The sequence below is a fragment of the Legionella worsleiensis genome (genome assembly GCF_001467535.1).
GTDB lineage: Bacteria > Pseudomonadota > Gammaproteobacteria > Legionellales > Legionellaceae > Legionella > Legionella worsleiensis.
In genome coordinates this window covers 415,841-435,394 of record NZ_LNZC01000012.1, presented here as the reverse complement: position 1 = coordinate 435,394, position 19,554 = coordinate 415,841, and the positions used below count along the sequence as shown (strand labels likewise).

The window sequence follows — 19,554 nt, the reverse complement described above, 5'->3', positions numbered from 1 at the left end:
CTTAAGTAAAAAAATATACATTAATACAGAAAAAAGAACCATTATCCATCGGTTTTTAACATGTTGTGCACGATTCGCCGGGGATGTCTGCCCAGATAGTCTACCGATTGCATTTCCATCAAACGGCTCAAGGTACGCTTAAACGTGTCTTTCATTTCGCCTTGAATGTAGAGTTCCTCAACAGGAACATCGGCAGACATAATAACATTAATCCCTCTATCGTACATGACATCAATAAAATGAATGAACATAATGGTTTGCAAGGTATGATTTTCTGTTAAACAGGGAATGCCACTTACAAAAATCGTATCAAAACGATCAGCAAGTTCCAGATAATCCAATTGGCTCCGAGGTAAATTGCAAATGACATCAAAAGAAAACCAAATGGTTTGGGCACCGCATTGAATGTAAGGAATATCTCTGCTTTGGATAACCAACGTACCGTGTACTGAAAACTCTTGAGTAAAAAACTGAAACTGTTGCTTCATTTTTTGCTCTGTCTGCTCGCCTAAAGGGTACAAATAAGCATCGAGTAAAGGTTGATGACCAATACGATAATCTTTTTTTTCTGGAATTTTAATCACTTCGCAGTCATTTTTGATAATCTCTATTGCGGGTAAGAAACGCTCTCGATGCACTCCGTTGCGATACAAATCATCAGGGCTGGTATTAGAAGAGACCACCAAAATCACACCGTGAGCATGCAATGCCTGAAACAACTCCGCAAGAATCATGGCATAGGCCACATCATGCACCAAAAACTCATCGAAACATAATAGACGAATGGATTTGGCCATCTTTTTCGCAATAAGACGCAGAGGATCTTTTCGTCCTTGTAATTGCCTTAACTGAAAATCAATTTGTTGCATGAAATGATGAAAATGAAACCGAGCTTTCTTTTCTTCGGCAATAAATTGAAAAAACAAATCGACCAAATAGGTTTTACCCACGCCAACCGGCCCGTAGATGTATAATCCCTTAATTTTTTTTTGGCCTGGCCACCGAAACCAGGATTTACAATCGCAAGCCAATTCGTCGGCAAGCCTTTGCATGGAAATCAAAATTTCTCGTTGATTCTCGTCATCTTGTATCTCACTTCTTTGAATGGCCGCCTCATACTGTTTTATTAAATTCATGACTCGTGAAACCTGTCGCTTAAGCAGTCTGTTAATCGAGTTTTAAGCTCAATTAATTTCCCATGAAAAAAATGTCCCGTATCTGCAAATTCAAGCACCGGAATCGGAGGATGAGCCTGTCTGGCAAAATCCAGTACCAAAGCACTGGGAACTACTTCATCATTATCGCCCTGAAGAATAAACCAAGACTCCGGTTGTGGGGCAAATTCTTTATAGTCGTAATGATGAACTGGCGGCGCAATGGTAACGAGTAGACTAGGTCTTGATTGAGCGGCGGCTCGGTAACACACATAGGATCCAAAAGAAAAGCCCGCAAAAATCAGCTTTATTCCAGGTTGCTCTTGCTGCCATGTATGAACCAGTTCAAGCATGTCCTTACTCTCACCGATACCGTCATCATAAACACCAGCTGACTGCCCAACACCCCTGAAATTAAAACGCAGTGATGGGATGCCCAATTCTTTAAAAACTCGGGACAAAGTAGTGACGACCTTGTTATTCATAGTCCCGCCTTGCAAAGAGTGCGGATGACCCAAAAAGGCAACATAGGGCGTGTGCATGCTCTCGGGAACAGTTAAAACCGCTTCAATTTGTCCGACCATCCCTTGGAGAAATAAAGCGTGTTCACCTGGAGTACTTAACTTATCAACGAATTGCATAGAAAAACCTGTTATCCTGAAAATGAAACCATGATACCTCAGATTTAACGTGTGTTTAACCTATGATAGTGCTAAATCAATAGCTCAATCACTTTGCACGAAATAATTGTTTGGTTGTGATTCAATTTTTTTGCCATACACGATAAGATCATAGTGATGCACCGACCCTTGTGGCGGTGACTTTATTAACTATTCTGGAGGACTTGATCCATGAGACAGGTACCTGATGTTACGCAATTCTTCTCTATTCACCCCATACTCTGCGAACCTACTGGGGGCACAGTATGAAAATCCATGATTTTAAAATAAAAAAACAAACCGGTAAAAAGATAGCCATGCTAACCTGTTACGATTATCCCTCTGCCCGCATCATTGGCGAATCCAGTATAGACTGTGTTTTGGTCGGTGATTCTGTGGCAATGACCGTACACGGCTATGATACGACTGTTATGGCGACTATAGAAATGATGGAGCTGCATACTAAAGCAGTTGCCCGTGGTTTGAATCATCAGTTTTTAATTACCGATCTTCCCTTTTTAAGTCATAAACGCTCCATTTCCGAGACTGTTTCAGAAGTGCATCGTCTTCTACAGGCAGGTGCTCATGCCATTAAAATTGAAGGAGCCGATGAAGACACATGCAATACCATATCCTACCTGGTTAAAGCCGGTATCCCCGTGATGGGACATATTGGCTTGACTCCTCAGTCCATTCACCAGCTGGGCGGTTTTAAAGTTCAAGGGAAAAACCAGGAACAAGCCGAACGCTTATTGCAACAAGCATATGCTTTGGAACAAAGCGGTTGTTTTGCTTTGGTTATTGAATGTGTTCCCCAAACTCTGGCTAAAACCATCACCGACTCTCTTTGTATTCCAACAATTGGCATTGGTGCAGGCTTAGACACTGATGGACAAGTACTGGTGTGGCATGACATGCTGGGATTACAATCCACATTCACCCCCAAATTCGCCAAAAAATACACTCAAGGTAAAGATCTGTTTCTTGAAGCCATTGATGCCTATGCGCAACAAGTTCAACAGGCTCATTTTCCAAGTCCTGAATATTCTTTTTAGGGGGCATGTTATGCGTATTTTTCGTCAACTTAATGAATGGATTCACTTTAGAAACACCCTAGCTCCTGACCTTAGCCTGGGCTTTGTTCCAACTATGGGCAACCTGCATGCTGGACATGCTTCATTATTCAAACACAGCAGGGATGAAAATGACAGCACAGTATCCAGCCTGTTTATTAATCCAACTCAGTTTAATAACCCTGATGATTTCACCCATTACCCCCGAACTTTAGCAGCTGACCTCGAATTAATGAAAGATGCTGGGGTGAATTATTGTATTTTACCCGATCAACAGGACATGTATCCCGATGACTACACCTATCAAGTTCAGGAAAATCAACTGTGCCAATTAATGGAAGGAAAACACCGCCCGGGACATTTTAATGGTGTTTTGACTGTAGTCATGAAATTACTTCATCTGACTAGGCCAACCAGAGCCTATTTTGGTGAAAAGGATTATCAACAGTACTTGCTCATTGATGGCATGGTCAAAGCATTGTTTATGAATGTTGAAATTAAATCCTGCCCAACGGTGCGTGAGCCTAGTGGTTTAGCATACAGTTCACGCAACAACAGACTAACCCCAGAGGAAAAAAAACTGGCCGAAGAATTTGCCGTTTTATTTCATCAGAATAAATCCTGTACTCTGATCAAAGCAGAGTTAGAACAAAAGGGAATCGCTGTCGAATACATAGAAGAACATCTGGGACGAAAATTTGCAGCGGTGCTCATTGGTACGGTACGCCTGATTGACAATTATTCAATTTGCTAATATTAAGAAAAAAGCCGCTGCTACAGCGGCTTTTTGGTACTAAGAAGATGCAATTTTGCCACATTAAACAGTGAGCATTGCGTAAAAAAAGTCCCTCTACCTTATTGTTTAAATATCTCATACAAAAAATGCTGCATAGCCAACCATGATCGCTGCTCTGCCAGTGAATTAAACATCAACCCTAGCGAAGTATCATGGGCCTGTGGATTAGTAAAGGCATGTTGCACCTGTCCGTACATGTGTACCTGCCAGTCAACCTTGGCCTGGGTCATTTCCTGACAAAAGACATTTACTTGCTCGGGCTTGACCATAGGATCATCATAACCATGTAATACCAGAATTTTCGCTTTGATGGGTGCGGAGTCAAGATGTTCCGGTTTATTCAAAATGCCGTGAAACGTTACAACACCTTTTAAATCAGCACCGCTTCGAGCCAAATCAAGAGCACATAAACCACCGAAGCAAAATCCTATTACCGCAATTCTGGATTTATCAACTTCAGGTCTGGCAGCTACCGCATGATATGCTGCGAGCAAGCGATCTCTTAGCAAAGAGCGATCCGCAATTAAAGGCTGCATTAATGCCATTTTTTCATCATTATTTGCCCCCTGGCGACCTTGGCCATAAGCATCCAGGGCGAATCCAACATAGCCCATTTCAGCAAGCATTCTGGCTTTTTGACAGGCAAAATCATTACGCCCTGTCCAGTCATGAGCGACAATCACTGCCGGTCGAGGGGTCAAGTTCTGTTCATCAAAAGCTAAAAAACCATGTAACTCTTGATCATTGTGATGATAAATTGAATTTGCTGCAAACATATACACTGTCCTTATTATGGATAATAAAAATAGTCTAGGGGAAAAAGGATAAAAGTCCAGCGATTCCAAATTGATAACTAAATCCATACCCGATACAAAAGATTTAAATGCCATTATTTATGGTGTTAAAGCGAAATCCTCAAACGATGAATGATTACAGGGGCGTTGCTTGCCTGAAAAGAATCCCATCCAAGTACTTATTGAGATTGATGCTAATTCTCGTTTGGCTCCTTTAAGCTCTGGAATCAGATCCTGAATAGCAACCAGGATGTCATGATGGTTTTGTGATAAAAATAAAAGGTAGGGACTGGACTTACAGATCAGAAGAAGAGCCTTGAGCCGTTGCGACTCGGGTAGCGATTCAAAAATGACAGTCAATATTTCAGGCTTTATTGCATCTGTACCTGGCTCTCTAATGTGTGCAATCAATGCCCTAAATGCATCAAGTCGCTGCTGCACCATAATAAGCTCGAACAGGAGATTCGCTAAATCGAGATTTGCAGTGGCCTGTCGTAACAATCCCCAGCCAGAGGAACAACTATCCTTTATCGCATCCAACCTTTGGCCCACAGGTATCTTTTCCAAAAGCGTTCTCAGCAAGCTGAGATTACTTTCTGCATAGTGTAACAAATTACGACCGAACTTATCATGCTGTATTATTGCATTTATCCATTGTTCTTCTGGTAATAAATCGAAAATGACGCCCAATATTCCCGGATTTTCGAGGATAAACTGCATAAGAGTTTGAGCATCATAATTAATGCGAAATAAGGCTTCAAACCGTTGGTCTGGTGGATAAATCTCTAAAATAATGTGCACTGACTTGCACTGAGCTAAAGCACAATCCAACACTCTGTCTCCACTCTGATTTACCAGAGAAATAACCTCAAGTCTTTGCTCTTGGGGAAGCATATCAAGGATAATTCGTAACGATAAAGGATTAGTTACCGCCTCATGCAATAGCGTTTGGCCATTACTCATAACCTGAGCTACAACAGCACCCAATTGATCTTGGGAAAAAAGCTCCAGAAGGATTTTTAGCGAATGGTGACAGTCAACTGCACAATCTAAAACCCTGAAGTCCCAGTAATTAACCTGACACACGGCATCACGTTTTTGATCTTCAGGATAAACGTCCAAAACCATTTGCAAGGATTGATGGTGTTTTACGGCCAAATGCAGTGCGGTGTCACCGGCATTATTTGCTATACTCACTATTCTTAATTTGTGCAATTCAGGCAAAAAAGTGAGAATAACGCCGAGGAAATCAGGCTGAGTTACCGCTCGATGCAGCATAGTATTGCCGAACTCATCAACCTGGCATAGTGTGTCAAGCCGTTGTGCCTCAGTCAAGCTCCGTAGAAAAGTACTCAGTGCCTCAGGACTAGTAAACTCCTCAAACACCAGCTCATCATCGGAAAAAGAGCGTTCATTCACCTCATCGTCACTCCAATAATGAATTTCCTCTTCATCAGGCGATTGTGGCGTTTTAGGATGCCAAGGGGCATTGATATTATCTGAAATACCCGCATAGATAATGGCTCCCAGTCTCTGGTCTTCAGGCAGTAACTCAAGAATAACGCTCATTGATTTGGTTTTTTTGCTTGCTAAATGCAAAACCGAAGCGCCTGAATTATTGCATTGAAGAAGAGCTCGAAGCCTCTCTTGTGGGGGATAAAATTCCAGAAGAATTCGTAACGATTCAGGATAAATTGCCGCCTGATGCAACACCGTATTCCCTTTATGATTGGCGTAACATATTGCGTTTAAGTGGTCTTCATCAGGATAAAGTGCAAGAACAATGCGCAAAGAATCGGAATAGGCAACAGTATGGTGCAACAATAGATTACCTTGGCTATCAGGACGTTTAATCCTACTTAACGCCTCACAGTACGGTATAAATTTAAGAATAGTGTCTAACGATTCACGATAAGCTAACGCCAAATGCAATAGGTTTGTGCCATCATAATGAGTTAATTTCAAAACAGCTAACCGGTCTTTTTCGGTTAATGATTTAAAAATAACAGCTAATGACTCTGGATAGGCTATGGCAGATTGCAATACCAAAAAGCCATAATTATTCTTTAGTTTCACTGCATCCAGTCGTTGAGCCTTGAGTATCCTGTTAAGAAAAGCACTGAGCATGACCGGATTGGATGCCATTAAATGCAGGGGTGTTGTCCTCTCTCCTGAACGGATAATATTAAACCGGTGGCTTTTGGGAAACAGGTTAAAAATATTAAGATGCCGTTGAGTCATTGATGCATCCCGGGATAAAATCCCCCCAACCCAATTGATTAGTGCCTCAGACTCAAAAAGAAGTTGAATCTCCAGAAAATATTTGACCCATTTTTTAAAAAAGGGATAATTTTTACTGGTCAATGCCATTGAGGTAATTGGTGAACAGGAGAACGAGAGCAAGGCAGGATTTGAGGTATTCGATAAATAACGTGAAACAACGCTTTTAAATTCACTTATTACCTCCTGGTAGTTGACAAACCTCCATCCTGCCTGATTCATTGAGCCAATATAAGCTCCTTTTTTATGCCAATCCAGCATCATTTTTAGTGAATAGTGCACACCAGTTTCATTTATCACCGTGTAATAAGTTCGATTGATAGCCAGGAGCTGCTCCAACTCTTCCAGGCGATGTTGAGCCAAATCAAGCATTAAATCGTAAAGAAAATACCCTCGCATGTCTTGTTTTTTATAAACGAGATAAGCAATCATTTTTTTAAAACGTTCATTGTTAATTAGTGGCTCAGGTGAATGAAACAAAGAAGACAAAAACAAGCGGGTTCTTTGGATAATGAGTTGCTGAAACAATTTCGATGTATCCGGTTGATAGTGGATAAAAAACATCGATTTTTCAGCCAGAACGCTTTGTCTTGTCGCACTGGTATAACCGTAATAATCTACTGGTTTTATAGAAACTACAGGGTAATCAGCAAGTGACACCCGATCAGTGACGCCACAGGATACTCCAGTATTAACCCGATTAATTCCCTTTTCCTCGCAAAGAAGCATGCCCAGATAACGATACATGGTTATAACCAAAGAAATAGAAACGTTATGTGAAACCTCAATTGAATCAAGACATAAATCACCACCTGTACTTCGCCAAACCCAGGCTTGAGCAAGAACAGGATCATGCAAATTAAGATGATCTTCATCTCCAGAAAACAGCACATAAAAAGCACCATTAGGCGATCCAATACCATGGACAACACATTCATATGCATCACCATCTAACGATTGACAGCAATACGTCAATTTCCCAAGGCAAACCGCCAAAGCCGCTTCTTCATCGACTGATGTATTTAGTTTGGTTAAATAGGTTTTGGGAAAACCAACCTCAGACCCCTTTATAGTGATAGCAGGAATAGCCTTATCATCATTGTCTCGTTTCAAGGAATCAAACACTGCCCTGGTTTGTTCCCTGATTCCATAACGAACGAGCAAACGACGTGCTCGATCATTGTGGTATTTATATTCCTCATAAAAAGCCTGCAAAACGAGCAAAGATGCGTGCTCCAGGCGAATCCCTCGAGCAAGCGCTGCCAATTCCAAATACAACCTTTCTTTTTCTCTGCTCAAATAACTTAATTTATCCTGGCGTGCTCTTTTATCATTTAAATCGGGATGTTTTACAGGGGATTGGGCAACGACTTGATATCTACGAATTGTATTCGCCAGCTCCGTCTCTTTAACCTTTATTTGACCAATATTTGTATAGACGAATTGCCCTAATAAACTCATCCGCTTTATGGCCGCTGCGTGTGCTAATAAAATTCTAAAGCGTGGATTAAGCATGTTCTCCAAAATTTGTGCTCTTTTTTTCCACAATAAAAAATGACGCGGATCCAGAGAAGGTAATGTGAAGCGACAGGCATCAAAAACCAGATTAGTAACCTTGTTCCATTTAGGGAAATTGATGAGGTAATGATAAATTGCTTTTTCACTGTCAAAAATACAGGATAATTTCCTGGCATGTTTTTTAGGGTTACCACTTTGCTCCTGAAGATACGCCAGTTTACATAACAGAATAATTTTTTGGTAAAGAAATCGATTAACATAAGATGACCATGGTTTATTACCAGATCCTATCCCAGAATCGGCCTGACTGCTTGATGCAGCATACCTCGTTGCATCCCCGCCTTCGGGTGTGTCATCGCTACAGATGCGTGCGACATAATCTGCCGCAACAGGGCCATTTGCTTGCCTGACTCGGTCTAATAACCGATTAAAACGACCTTCTGCTTTTTCCTGGTTTACTCGGTCCCTCTGCATCACTTTTTCTTTGATGTGTTCAGGTAACTTCCTTGTATCAGTATTTTGGCGGCTTTTCTTAATAAACGCTATTTCGCTCAGTATTTTTATAAATTTCATCAATAACGCCGGATAATTTGACTTATTGCAGACCTTGGCGACTAAGATATCACGTCTTAAGTCAATTTATAAACACCAATAAATGGCAATCAACGGTTCGTAATAAAAATCCAGGTAGCGCTGATAGCGGCTTCATGCGATCAAATGACACCACGACTGAAAATGACACACTCTTTTTTTAGTTTGGTCTAAACTTAAATTAAAAATTGAGGGGAATAACATCATGATGACTAATTCACTCACACAAATTCGGGATTTTCTCCATGCGCAGCTGTGCTATCAATTATTTATAACCCCCCTTCATTTTCCTCTGGATAAACAATATCGGGATTTTGCCAGAATGGCTTGCGAATATATTGAAATTAAACGTAGTGAAGCCATCCATCAGGACACTCCTCGTCACCACGTGATCCATCGATTTGCTCCGGCTAAAAACGCCAATGGCAAAAAAGTTCTTATCGCTCACGGTTGGATGTCACGTGCGGCCTATATGGTACGATTGATTCGCTATCTGCACCTAAACGGTTATGAGGTTTATGCTCTGGATTTTCCTGCACATGGAGAAGCAAAAGGAATACAACTTCCCTGGACGGACGCAGTCACTGTTTTAAAAGAAACCATCAACCAACATGGGCCCTTTCATGGATTAATTGGTCATTCATTTGGTGGTTCCATGCTATTAAGTACTCTCAACCTGGCAGGTCAATTTCCACAATGGCAGCTGCATACCAAACCCGAACGAGTCATATTAATTGCATCGCCAACACAAATGCGCAGCCCAGTAAATACCATTGCTCGGCGGATGAAACTCACTGGTCATGGATATTTGCAACTACGTCATTTGATTCATCAGCAAGCAGATATTGATCCCAAACTCATACGTTTAAAATATTTTACGTCTCAAGCCGCAGACATCCCCTTTTTATGCATTCATGGAAAAAATGACATTACCGTTAAACCTAAAGAATCCATTATTTTTTGCAAGGAATACAAAAAAGCCAATCTGGCCTTATTACCTGATGCAGATCACGTGAGTGTCTTGATGGATGAGCGGGTAGAACAGCTGGTTGGTGAGTTTTTAACTAACTCGATTGAACCGCAATTTGGGTACAAGGAAATACATCCACAAATCAAACCTTAAAGACAATACACCAGCCTCTGTTAACCATTCAGCCAGCATAGGGTGGATGAGCAGAGAACAAGGGCTGGAGTATGTAGAAACTGCTTTATGATTCCATGTATTGGCGAATTTTCTTCATGGCATTTTTTTCAAGCTGCCGGACACGTTCGGCGGATACACCGTATTTATCGGCTAAATCATGCAGGGTTAATTTATCCTCAGCAAGCCAGCGTTGCTGTAAAATATCCTGACTGCGCTCATCGAGCTGTTCCATGGCGCACATCAGTCGTTCACGGCTTTGATCGCCCGTGTCTTCTTTTTCCAGCATTAACGCAGGATCGTCATTAACATCGAACAAATAACGTTCTGGAGCCTTATAAGCGTCATCATTATCATCAACTTCAGGAGCGTCATAAGATGAATCCATAACATTCAGGCGCTGCTCCATAACCAGGACATCCTCACGGCTAACGCCCAGGTCTTTCGCTACAGCATCAACCTCTTCATTGCTAAACCAGCCCAAGCGATTTTTCATTTGGCGCAGATTAAAAAATAATTTACGTTGCGCTTTGGTTGTTGCGATTTTGACAATACGCCAATTACGCAAAACAAACTCATGAATTTCCGCTTTAATCCAGTGAACCGCAAAAGAAACAAGACGAACGCCCATTTTAGGATCAAAACGCTTAACAGCCTTCATCAAACCGACATTGCCTTCCTGAATTAAATCATTCAAGGGCAAACCGTAGCCCAGGTAACCTCGAGCTACCCTAACCACATAACGTAAGTGAGCAAGTACCAGACGTCTTGCTGCTTCTATATCTCCTTCAGAGTGAAAACGCTCGGCACAAGCAATTTCTTCTTCCAGACTAAGCATTGGAATTTGATTTACCCGATGAATATAAGAATCAAGACTACCAACGGGTAGATTCATTGCAGCAAGTTGCAACTGTTGACTCATACTACTTCCTCCAGTCATCAACACTAAAGTAATTATCTGCTTTATTATACACTAATTATAGGGTTCTATAGAAGCCAATTGCCTTTTTACCGACAATAGAGCTCCGAGCCACCCGAGTATAATTGCAAAAAAAACAAGTAGCAAGATTTGTCTCATTGTCAGCAATGTCAGCGGATAGTGCATTTGATAAGCAACAGCCAGTTGATTCACGACAACACCTAAACTTAAGATAAAAATATTCACCAAAAAAACAGCGCAAACTGCTCCGGCCATGCCATACCAGATGCCCGAATATAAAAAAGGTCTGAGAATAAAGGCATCAGTTGCGCCTATCAGTTTTAAAATCTGAATTTCTTCTTGCCTGTTACTTAGAGCAAGGCGCAGCGTGTTGCCTATAACAATGACCACAGCAAGAGCAAGCAAAGCCATGAGCGCTTTGGCTAAATAACCTACAAAAATAAGAATAGCATGAAGCCGGTTTATCCACTCCATATCAAGCTTGACTTGTTCTACTTCCGGAAAGGCTTTAAATTGCCTTGAGAGCAAATCCAGTTTTGCCGGCGAATCGATAACAAGAGCCGGGACTATTTTAATCACCGCAGGTAAAGGATTTTCTGGTAGGTAGCGCATGATGTCATGCATTCCCTCCTGTTGGGTTAACTCAGCCAAACCCTCTTTGGATGAAGTTAAAGATGCTTGACCAACCCCTTCCGTATTGCGTATTTTTTCTAATAATTGCGTTTGTTCCGTTTGAGTTAAAGCGGGTTGCAAGTACAGAGAGATGTGCCCTCCACGTTGCCAACTTATGGTCAAATTGCCCAGATTATCGGTAAAGACCCAAAAAAGGGCAGGTAAAGCTAATGCAATGGCAATGACGATAACCGTCATCATTGTTCCCAAAGGTTTACGGCAAAGCAAGTTCAGGCTTTGCACAGCGGCCTGAAGATGATACACGAACAAAGATTGCGTTCTTTTTAACACAGTCTTCCTCCCTTGAGCATGATGATACGATGCTTCATTCCGGCAATCAGAGCCAAATCATGAGTAGCAATCAAAATGCTTACCCCAACCTGATTAAACTGCTCAAAAAGAGACATAATTTCAGAAGACAATTTAGGATCAAGATTTCCTGTGGGCTCATCAGCCAATAATAAAGCCGGTTTGTGAACCACTGCTCGAGCAATCCCTACTCGCTGTTGTTCACCTCCTGAAAGATGAGCTGGCGCCATTTTTTCTTTACTTAACAATCCAACCATATCCAGGGCCGCATGCACTCGTTTGGCAATCATTGGATAGGGCATCCCCTGAATTTGGAGCGGCAGGGCAACATTATCAAACACAGTGCGGTCATTGAGCAAATGAGGGGATTGAAAAGTAATTCCCAAATGACTGCGGTGCGCAGCAACGTCTCTTTTTTTGAGTTGATTTAATTTCAGGCCATTTACGGTTAATTGACCGGAGGTAGGCCATTCCAGTAAAGCGATTAACTTGAGAAAAGTACTTTTTCCTGCGCCAGAATGGCCGGTCAGAAAGGCCATTTCGCCTTTTTGCATTGCAAAACTGACCTGGCTTAATGCCTCGAAGCCGCCCGGATAACGTTTAGTAACTTGGTCAAATGTGATCATCATTGAATAGTGCACCGACAAATTGCGCTGCATTAAAGGGCCGTAAATCTTCTATGCCCTCCCCAACACCTAGATAACGAAATGGTATCCCCAAATCATTAGCTATGGCAAATAATATTCCGCCTTTAGCGGTTCCATCCAGTTTGGTCATGGTAATTCCTGTGACGTGCACCGCTTCATGAAACTGACGTGCCTGATTCAATGCATTTTGCCCTATGCTTGCATCCAGAACCAGCATTATTTCATGAGGTGCTTGAGGATCAATTTTCTGCAGTACTCGTTTGACCTTCTTTAACTCTTCCATCAAATTGTTTTGTGTATGAAGACGACCTGCGGTATCTGCAATCAACACATCCACTTTACGAGCCTTTGCCGCCTGCAGCGCATCAAAAATTACCGAAGCACTGTCAGCGCCGGTATGTTGGGCAATAACAGGAATATCATTCCTCTCCCCCCAAACATGCAATTGCTCTACTGCAGCTGCCCTGAAGGTATCGCCAGCAGCTAACATGACTTTTTTGCCTTGACTTTGAAATTGTTTTGCCAGCTTGCCTATAGTGGTTGTTTTACCTGCGCCGTTAACGCCCACCATTAACAGTACAAAAGGAGAGTGATCGGGGGTTTGTAAGGTTAAAGGCTGTTGCTCTTGCTCCAGAATAGTCTGTAAGTGCCCTTTTAAAGCCTGATAGACTGCATTACCATCGGATAATTGTTTTCGTTCCAAACCATCCGTAATGTGTTTCAAAACAGCCTGAGTCGTGTCTATTCCTAAATCTGCACTGATTAACAAGGTTTCCAACTCGTCTAGCAAATCAGGATTGATTTCTTTTTTTCCCAGTAAAAGACGACCGATACCATCACCGAGCTGGTGGCGTGTTTTACTCAAGCCCCGCTTGAAACGCACAAAAAGACTCTCTTTGAGAGATGATTCCTCGACCTCAACGGCGTCAATATCCTCATGAACCGGAATTTCTGCGTTGTCTGTAACCGGTGTATTATGTTGTTCAGTTGCCTCAACAGGTACTGAATCTTGATTTCGTTTAAACCATTTAATCATTTTAGTGTACAATTCCCGAGAAATATGAAATTCTATCAGCTTTTTCGCTTTGAGGTTAATTTATGCGCAAAATACTTATTACCTTGCTTATGGTACTATCTTGCCAGACCTTTAGCCAAGTACAAGAGTATATCCTGAATAATGGATTAAAAGTATTGGTTAAGGAAGATCACCGTGCACCCATCGCCGTTTCGATGATTTGGTATAACGTGGGCTCTGCCGATGAACCGGGTGAGCTAACCGGAGTATCGCATGCAATTGAACATATGATGTTCAAAGGCACCAAAAAATTCCCTCAAGGCGTATTTTCCCAAACAATTGCGGCACAGGGCGGCCAAGAAAATGCCTTCACCAATAACGACTTTACAGCTTATTTTGAAAAAATAGATGCCTCAAGGCTGGCAATCAGTTTCGAGCTGGAAGCAGACCGAATGACTCATTTGCTTCTTGATGCCAATGAATTTGCCAAAGAAATTAAGGTAATCCAAGAGGAGCGTCGTCTGCGTACCGATGATAATCCCCAAGCATTAACCTTTGAACGTTTTTTGGCAACTGCCCATCTGACAGCCCCCTATAATCATCCCGTGATTGGTTGGATGAATATACTGCAACAAATGCAGGTAGACGATCTGAAAAAATGGTACGAAGCCTATTACGCACCCAATAATGCCGTTCTGGTGGTCGTTGGCGATGTAAATCCAGAACAGGTTCATGCCCTCGCCAAGCAGTATTTTGGCCCTATTACCAAAAAGGCGATTGCAGAAAGAAAACCACAAAAAGAACCACCTGCCCTGGGTAAGAAATCCATAGTCATAGAGGCACCAGCTCAATTGCCACTCTATATGATGGGATTCACGGTACCCAGCGTCAAAACCGCTCGCACTACTTGGGAACCTTATGCTCTCGAACTGATTGCAGGTATTCTCGATGCTGGTGACAGTGCACGTTTCACAAAAAATTTGATTAAAGGAAGCCGCATTGCAACTGGTGCTGACGTCTACTATAACCTGTATGCACGATATGAAACACAATTCATCATGTATGGCGCCCCCAGCCAAAATTCCCAAATAACTGATGTCAAAAAAGGCCTTCTTGCCGAAGTCAATTCGCTAAAAAATACCCCAATAAGCGAAAAGGAGCTAAAACGAATAAAAAATCAAATCATTGCGCAAAAAACTTTTGAAAAAGATTCTATTTTCGGTCAAGCCATGGAATTGGGTTTATTGGAATCAGTGGGTATAGGCTGGAGAAGTGCCAACAATTATACTCAAGCAATTAACAGCATCACCCCAGAACAAATTCAACAAACGGCAAAACGGTATTTCAATGAGTCGAATATGACCGAAGCCGAATTAAAGCCCACGACTAATAATGAGGTCAAATCATGAGAAAGTTCACTGTCTTCATTTCCGCCTTGCTTGTGTTGTGTGGGCAAAATGTTTTGGCCAATACGTTTAAAACACAACAATGGCACACGAAAAATGGGGTACGGGTTGTCTTCTATAGAGCAATGGAAGTACCTATGCTGGACATCAGTATGGCCTTTGCTGCGGGTTCAGCTTATGACGGACAATACTACGGACTAAGCGCACTCACTGCTCACTTGCTGAATCAAGGTAACGGCGGTAAAAATGCAACGCAAATAGCCGAAGCCCTGGCTGATACTGGCGCACAGTTTCATACTGAGGTCAGTCGAGATATGGCGGTCTACACCTTACGAACGCTGACCAGTCAAGACGCTTTGCACCAATCAACCCTGGCATTCAGCCAGATAATTAATCATCCTGATTTTCCGGACGAGGCCTTTGCCGATACAAAACAGCAGCAATTAATGGCCATAAAGCAGGTTGATGAATCGCCCGATGATGTGGCCAGTCTTAATTTTTTTAAAACCTTATATCAGGATCACCCGTACGCACATCCAGTGAACGGTACCCTTGCAACCTTAAGCAGCATTCATAAAAAACACGTTATCCAATTCTACAAAGACTATTACGTCAGTAATAATGCAGTTCTGGTGATGGTCGGAGCCCTTGATCCACATCAAGCACATCAATTAGCAGAACAATTAACCCAGGATTTGCCTCAAGGTAAATCAGCCACGGCAATTCCCAAAGCCAATCAGTTACACAATGCCGAACAAATCAATATTCCCTTCCCCTCATCACAAACCGTCGTTCGCCTGGGTCAGCTGGGCATTGATCACCATAATCCTCATTATTTTCCGCTCATCGTTGGCAATTATATCTTAGGCGGCGGCACCTTGCTCTCCCGATTGGGAACTGAGGTTAGAGAAAAACGGGGGTTGACTTATGGGGTAGACAGTCAATTTGTTCCTATGCCCGGAGAAGGTCCTTTTATCATCAGTTTATCGACCAAAAACGATCAGGCTACTCATGCCCTGGATATCACTCATACTACCTTGAGTCGTTTTATATCCAATGGCCCAAGTAAAAAAGAACTGGATGCCGCAAAAAAATACTTGACCGGAAGCTTCCCTCTCTCTTTAGCAAGCAACCGTAATATTGCGAGCTTATTAGTGCGAATGGCATTTTATAATTTACCTGAAAATTATCTGGATACCTATGTGCAACATATCAACGCAGTCACACATGAAGAGATAAGACAAGCGTTCAAAGAACAGGTCAATCCCGAAAAACTATTACTCGTCACAGTGGGGCAATCTTGAAACACAGTATTCGCATTATTGGTGGTCAATTCAGAGGAAAGAAAATCCAGTTTCCCGAGGTTGAAGGCTTAAGACCAACCCCTGATAGGGTCAGGGAAACTCTGTTCAACTGGCTCATGATGGACATTAAAGAAGCACGCTGCCTGGATGCATTTGCAGGTAGCGGCGCTTTAGGCCTGGAAGCCTTTTCCCGAGGCGCAGCAAAGGTGGTATTTGTTGAGCAATCACCCATTGCTCATGCCAGTCTTCGCCAAACACTATCGCAACTGAATCATCCCAGTTTGAAACTGATTAAAACTGATGCATTATCCTATTTGAACCAGTGTACTGAACAGTTTGATGTTATTTTTCTGGATCCACCCTTTGCCAAAAACTACATTCCCCAATGCATGGAACTCATCAGACAAAAACAACTTCTTCCCCCCGGCGGCCTTGTATATATTGAATCATCAACAGCAACTGAGCTGGATGAACAATACTGGCACCAGGTGAAATTAAAACAGGCAGGTCAGGTTATATTTGGCTTATTTCAAAAACTCTGAATAACTATATCTTGACAAGGAGCTTGGCTCCTGTTTCAATCAAACCAATACTCCTAGACATTAAAGAACATTAAATGAACAATAAAATTGTCATTATGTTTATTGCGGCAGCCATGCTTACAGGCTGTGCCGGTACATTGAGAAAACCGCCGGTGAATAATCCCAGCGATGATGCCACGATCAAACTGGCAGAAGCAGCCGTATCGGTTAGCGATTCAATGCTGGAAATGGCGCGAATTGAAAAAGTAATTACCCCGCCCGGTAAAGACAACACACTCACCATACCCAATGCGTATAACATGCAAGCCAGAGCCAGTGTGGACTGGTCAGGCCCTATTGAAGAGCTCACTGCTCGAGTTGCCAAAGCCGCTCATTTTAAATTGCGTGTGCTCGGGCAGGTTCCGGCAGTTCCAGTATTAATAAGCCTAAGCTTAAAAGACGTAAGCTTGGCAGAATTACTTCGTAATATTGACTACCAGGCAGGTAAAAAAGCCAATATTCATGTATATCCTAACAGTCAGGTTGTTGAATTGCGCTATGCCAAAATTTATTCCTAGTGTCACTATCTTAGTATCAGCCTTGCTGATTTCCTGTACTTCATCCCGTACTAATATGGGCGATACAGGCTCGTTAGCAGGGATTCAATCCATGGCCAACTCTCAGTACACTCGAGTTCAGTCCAAGAAAAAGATGAGTAAAATCCGCGAAATGGCTCTTAAGGACGTTGCCTTAAGTCTCGGTGCCCAAGCGGGATTAGCCTGGCGAGCAAAAATCATTGACGAGGATTTAACAAAACAAGCAAGAAATCTGGATACCATTTATGATTTTAATTCTCTGGTTCTCGAACATAATATATTGCCACCTGTACTGCTTGAAGGCAGAAACACCCTGAACCTGGCTGATGCACAAAGCATAAGGGTTTCAGACAGAACCTATAAAGTATCCAAACAGGCACACTTCATCACCACTCCGCCTACCTGGCGTCAGTATTTATGGATGGACTATGTGAAACCTGAAGCACCCAATTCTACATTGCTCCCTAAAACCAAAGCAGAGAAAGAATTATGGTGCATTTATACTGCAAAAGGATGGAAAAATGGTATAGAACAAGCCAATACCATTCTTGAGGAAAACATTGCCAGAATCAAAGAAGATTTTGGTGGCATGATCCTCTACAGAAAACTGCTCGCCATGAACATGGTAACCCCTCCTTACGTATCTCACACGGATCTGGGCGTCACCGGCGATGGTTCTGAAATCCATATTGATGACCGAGTCTTAAGAATTACTGCATTGCCAGCACTGAATGTGAACAGTAACGAATGGAAAGCCGCCGTTGCCAAAGATGAAAATGCGCTGGAACAGTTTAAAAATATGGAAAAAATTGCCAGTCAGTCTAAAATTATCATAACGAATAAATCCTGGCAGCCCACCATAGCACCAGTTAATTAATGATAAATTATGACTAACATCAATTTAATGCCTGACGAACCGACCCGCTTTACCCCAGTGTTTATGGACAGAATGCTGGAGCATGCGGAGCGTTTGAACGCATCGGATATTACCATTCAAACTGGTGAACCCATTTATGCGGAAGTTTATGGGAAATTACTCCGCATAACGAACAGACGCTTATCAAACACCGAATTAGGCGACTTGATTAACGCCATCTATGGCCCCAATGCGACTACTCAACTGTTATCAGGCAAAGACATAGACACCCATTACGAATTTCGCCCAAACCGTGGCGTTCGTTACCGCTACAGGGTTAATGGTACTGCCTGTTTGGTTGAGGGACATGATGCCATTCAGCTGACTTTAAGAACTATTCCAACTACGCCCCCTAATCTGAGCAGCATGAATCTTCCAGATTCTATACTTGAAGCAATTGCGCCCCAGGAAGGTATTGTGTTTATTACCGGAGCAACGGGCTCTGGAAAATCAACACTATTGGCTTCAATCATTCGTGAATTAATTGAGACTGCGGATTCCAACCGTAAGGTACTGACTTACGAATCACCAATTGAATTCGTTTATGATGAAATTGAAACCATATCCTCTGTAGTTAGCCAATCAGAAATTCCCCGCCATCTACCCAGCTTTGCGGATGGCGTTAGAAATGCACTAAGAAGAAAACCCCGTTTAATTATGGTTGGAGAGTGTCGTGATGCGGAGACAATAAGTGCTGCACTAGAGGCCGCTCTGACTGGACACCCAGTTTATACCACCTTGCATACTTCAGGAGTCGCAGAAACCATGCGTCGTCTGGTAACCTCGTTTTCAGGTGAAGAACGGTTAGGAAGAACTATTGATATTCTGGAAACCATCAGGTTGTGTATTTGGCAAAAACTGGTTCCAACCGTTGATGATAAACGGGTTGCATTAAGAGAATATCTGGTTTTTGATGAAGAAGTCAGAGACATTCTTCTTGAGGGAGATCCCAATGATGTGACTTCTGCCACCCGTAAACTGGTAAGGCAAAAAGGACAACTGATGACCTGGGACGCTAAAGCAAAATTTGAACAAGGTATTATCAGTGAGCGAGTTTATAAGCTGATCATTGCCGGAGCTAAAGAATACCAACAGTAATTGAGCGATCCATTTTATCTTGCATGAGTTTTGCTCTGTCTATCCTCCATCACACAAGACTTTTATCATATTGGGTCGTATTTTTCTTTCGCTTTTGTTACCCTCTGCAAAACATAGGGACGTG

The 19,554-nt window shown here is 42.3% G+C and carries 17 protein-coding genes; 9 read left to right on the top strand and 8 right to left on the bottom strand.

Annotated elements, in window-relative coordinates; genetic code table 11:
* Window positions 1-41: 41 nt before the first annotated feature.
* Together zapE and Lwor_RS07825 are read right to left on the bottom strand one after the other, a co-directional pair.
* Window positions 42-1,136: a cell division protein ZapE gene (zapE, locus tag Lwor_RS07830; RefSeq protein WP_058493319.1), complete on the bottom strand. Its 1,095-nt coding sequence runs from the start codon at window positions 1,134-1,136 to the stop codon at window positions 42-44.
* Window positions 1,133-1,795 carry an alpha/beta hydrolase gene (locus tag Lwor_RS07825; RefSeq protein WP_058493318.1) on the bottom strand — a complete coding sequence of 221 codons (663 nt, stop codon included), beginning with the start codon at window positions 1,793-1,795 and terminating at the stop codon, window positions 1,133-1,135. Before Lwor_RS07825 ends, zapE begins: the two co-directional genes overlap by 4 nt.
* 284 nt (window positions 1,796-2,079) lie before the next feature.
* Between Lwor_RS07825 and panB the strand changes: the two genes are divergently transcribed.
* Both panB and panC read left to right on the top strand, forming a co-directional pair.
* Window positions 2,080-2,868 carry a 3-methyl-2-oxobutanoate hydroxymethyltransferase gene (panB, locus tag Lwor_RS07820; protein WP_058493317.1) on the top strand — a complete coding sequence of 263 codons (789 nt, stop codon included), beginning with the start codon at window positions 2,080-2,082 and terminating at the stop codon, window positions 2,866-2,868.
* 10 nt (window positions 2,869-2,878) lie between these two features.
* Window positions 2,879-3,640 (top strand): pantoate--beta-alanine ligase, encoded by a 762-nt coding sequence (panC, locus tag Lwor_RS07815; RefSeq protein ID WP_058493316.1) that lies wholly within the window; start codon window positions 2,879-2,881, stop codon window positions 3,638-3,640.
* 101 nt (window positions 3,641-3,741) lie between these two features.
* Here panC and Lwor_RS07810 read toward each other — a convergent pair whose 3' ends face one another.
* Together Lwor_RS07810 and Lwor_RS07805 are read right to left on the bottom strand one after the other, a co-directional pair.
* A complete protein-coding gene (locus Lwor_RS07810) occupies window positions 3,742-4,458 on the bottom strand; it encodes a dienelactone hydrolase family protein (protein WP_058493315.1) in 717 nt (238 codons plus the stop codon).
* A gap of 117 nt (window positions 4,459-4,575) precedes the next feature.
* Window positions 4,576-8,847 (bottom strand): ankyrin repeat domain-containing protein, encoded by a 4,272-nt coding sequence (locus Lwor_RS07805; RefSeq protein WP_058493314.1) that lies wholly within the window; start codon window positions 8,845-8,847, stop codon window positions 4,576-4,578.
* Window positions 8,848-9,070: 223 nt separating this feature from the next.
* Here Lwor_RS07805 and Lwor_RS07800 point away from each other — a divergent pair, with 223 nt between their 5' ends.
* Window positions 9,071-9,988 carry an alpha/beta hydrolase gene (locus tag Lwor_RS07800; RefSeq protein WP_058493313.1) on the top strand — a complete coding sequence of 306 codons (918 nt, stop codon included), beginning with the start codon at window positions 9,071-9,073 and terminating at the stop codon, window positions 9,986-9,988.
* An 85-nt stretch (window positions 9,989-10,073) separates the two neighbouring features.
* Here Lwor_RS07800 and rpoH read toward each other — a convergent pair whose 3' ends face one another.
* Genes rpoH through ftsY form a run of 4 tightly spaced genes read right to left on the bottom strand, consistent with a single transcriptional unit; the run spans window position 10,074 to window position 13,610 of the window.
* Window positions 10,074-10,928 carry an RNA polymerase sigma factor RpoH gene (gene rpoH, locus Lwor_RS07795; protein ID WP_058493312.1) on the bottom strand — a complete coding sequence of 285 codons (855 nt, stop codon included), beginning with the start codon at window positions 10,926-10,928 and terminating at the stop codon, window positions 10,074-10,076.
* Window positions 10,929-10,979: 51 nt separating this feature from the next.
* The gene (ftsX, locus tag Lwor_RS07790; RefSeq protein ID WP_058493311.1) at window positions 10,980-11,909 is read right to left on the bottom strand and encodes a permease-like cell division protein FtsX; all 930 of its coding nucleotides are present in this window, start codon (window positions 11,907-11,909) and stop codon (window positions 10,980-10,982) included.
* On the bottom strand, window positions 11,903-12,553 hold the full coding sequence (gene ftsE / locus Lwor_RS07785) for a cell division ATP-binding protein FtsE (RefSeq protein WP_058493383.1): 651 nt from the start codon (window positions 12,551-12,553) through the stop codon (window positions 11,903-11,905). The genes ftsX and ftsE overlap by 7 nt, the downstream gene beginning before the upstream one ends.
* A complete protein-coding gene (gene ftsY, locus Lwor_RS07780; protein WP_058493310.1) occupies window positions 12,540-13,610 on the bottom strand; it encodes a signal recognition particle-docking protein FtsY in 1,071 nt (356 codons plus the stop codon). The genes ftsE and ftsY overlap by 14 nt, the downstream gene beginning before the upstream one ends.
* Window positions 13,611-13,672: 62 nt before the next feature.
* Between ftsY and Lwor_RS07775 the strand changes: the two genes are divergently transcribed.
* The 6 genes from Lwor_RS07775 to dotB all read left to right on the top strand — a co-directional run bounded on the left by Lwor_RS07775 (window position 13,673) and on the right by dotB (window position 19,430).
* Window positions 13,673-14,998, top strand: a complete 1,326-nt coding sequence (locus tag Lwor_RS07775; RefSeq protein WP_058493309.1) for a M16 family metallopeptidase — start codon at window positions 13,673-13,675, stop codon at window positions 14,996-14,998.
* A complete protein-coding gene (locus tag Lwor_RS07770) occupies window positions 14,995-16,299 on the top strand; it encodes a M16 family metallopeptidase (RefSeq protein WP_058493308.1) in 1,305 nt (434 codons plus the stop codon). The genes Lwor_RS07775 and Lwor_RS07770 overlap by 4 nt, the downstream gene beginning before the upstream one ends.
* Complete coding sequence (gene rsmD / locus Lwor_RS07765; protein WP_058493307.1) at window positions 16,296-16,841, top strand: 16S rRNA (guanine(966)-N(2))-methyltransferase RsmD; 546 nt, start codon at window positions 16,296-16,298, stop codon at window positions 16,839-16,841. Before Lwor_RS07770 ends, rsmD begins: the two co-directional genes overlap by 4 nt.
* 74 nt (window positions 16,842-16,915) lie before the next feature.
* Window positions 16,916-17,398 carry a type IVB secretion system lipoprotein DotD gene (gene dotD / locus Lwor_RS07760; RefSeq protein WP_058493306.1) on the top strand — a complete coding sequence of 161 codons (483 nt, stop codon included), beginning with the start codon at window positions 16,916-16,918 and terminating at the stop codon, window positions 17,396-17,398.
* A complete protein-coding gene (locus tag Lwor_RS07755; RefSeq protein WP_058493305.1) occupies window positions 17,379-18,293 on the top strand; it encodes a type IV secretion system DotC family protein in 915 nt (304 codons plus the stop codon). Before dotD ends, Lwor_RS07755 begins: the two co-directional genes overlap by 20 nt.
* 27 nt (window positions 18,294-18,320) lie before the next feature.
* A complete protein-coding gene (gene dotB, locus Lwor_RS07750; RefSeq protein ID WP_058493382.1) occupies window positions 18,321-19,430 on the top strand; it encodes a Dot/Icm type IV secretion system ATPase DotB in 1,110 nt (369 codons plus the stop codon).
* The last annotated feature ends 124 nt before the right edge of the window (window positions 19,431-19,554 follow it).